Source organism: Micromonospora arborensis, from assembly GCF_003205615.1.
Taxonomy (GTDB): domain Bacteria; phylum Actinomycetota; class Actinomycetes; order Mycobacteriales; family Micromonosporaceae; genus Micromonospora; species Micromonospora arborensis.
Genome location: NZ_PYBV01000071.1, coordinates 1 through 861 on the forward strand (window position 1 = coordinate 1; position 861 = coordinate 861).

General features: G+C 67.0%; 1 protein-coding gene. It reads right to left on the minus strand.

Annotation, left to right across the window (positions count from 1 at the left end; all coding sequences use genetic code 11):
• The coding region (locus tag C7C45_RS32620) for an IS3 family transposase (RefSeq protein ID WP_110568732.1) at window positions 1-850 on the minus strand (850 nt) is incomplete at its 3' end.
• Between the last annotated feature and the right edge of the window lie 11 nt (window positions 851-861).

The window sequence follows — 861 nt, forward strand, 5'->3', positions numbered from 1 at the left end:
AGGCGGCGGGGCTGAGGTAGCCGAGGGTCGAGTGTCGGCGGCGGGTGTTGTACCACCCTTCGATGTACTCGAATATGGCCTGGCGGGCAGCTTGATGGGTGGGCCATGGCTGGCGGTGCAGCAGTTCTGTCTTGATGGTGGAGAAGAACGATTCGGCGACCGCGTTGTCCCAGCACTGCCCGCGGCGTCCGACGGACAGGCGGATGCCGTGGCGTTGTGCGAGGCGGGCGTGTTGGGCGCTGGTGTATTGGCAGCCGCGGTCGGAGTGGAAGACCAGCCCGGACTGGGGTCGGCGTCGCACGAGGGCGTCGGTGAGGGCGGCGTCGATCAGGTCGGTTTTGAGGTGGTCGGCGATGGCCCAGCCGACGATGCGGCGTGAGGCCAGGTCGATGACGGTGGCCAGGTAGAGCCAGCCCTGCCAGGTGTTGATGTAGGTGATGTCCCCGCACCAGCGGGAATCGAGGGCGGCCGGATCGGTGGTGAAGTCCCGCTCGACCAGGTCAGGGCGTTTGCTGGCGTTCGGGTCCGGGGTCGTTGTGGTCTGCCACCGGCGAGGGCTTTTGCCGGCCAGTTCAGCGGCGCGCATCAGCCGGGCGACGCGTTTACGGCCGTGCCGCATGCCGGCGTCAGCGAGGTCGGCGTGGATGCGTGGTGCCCCGTAGGTGCCCTTCGACACCGCATGGACCTGGATGATCTTCTCGGTGAGTTGGGCATCAACGCGCCCGCGAAGGGACTGGATACCGGATGTGCGCTGGTAGTAGGCGGACCTGGAGACCTCGAGCAGCTCACACGCACGCTTGACGTTGTGCTTGCCGGCTTGCTCCGCCTCGATGAACGGGTGCACGTTCACCGGGTCTCCTT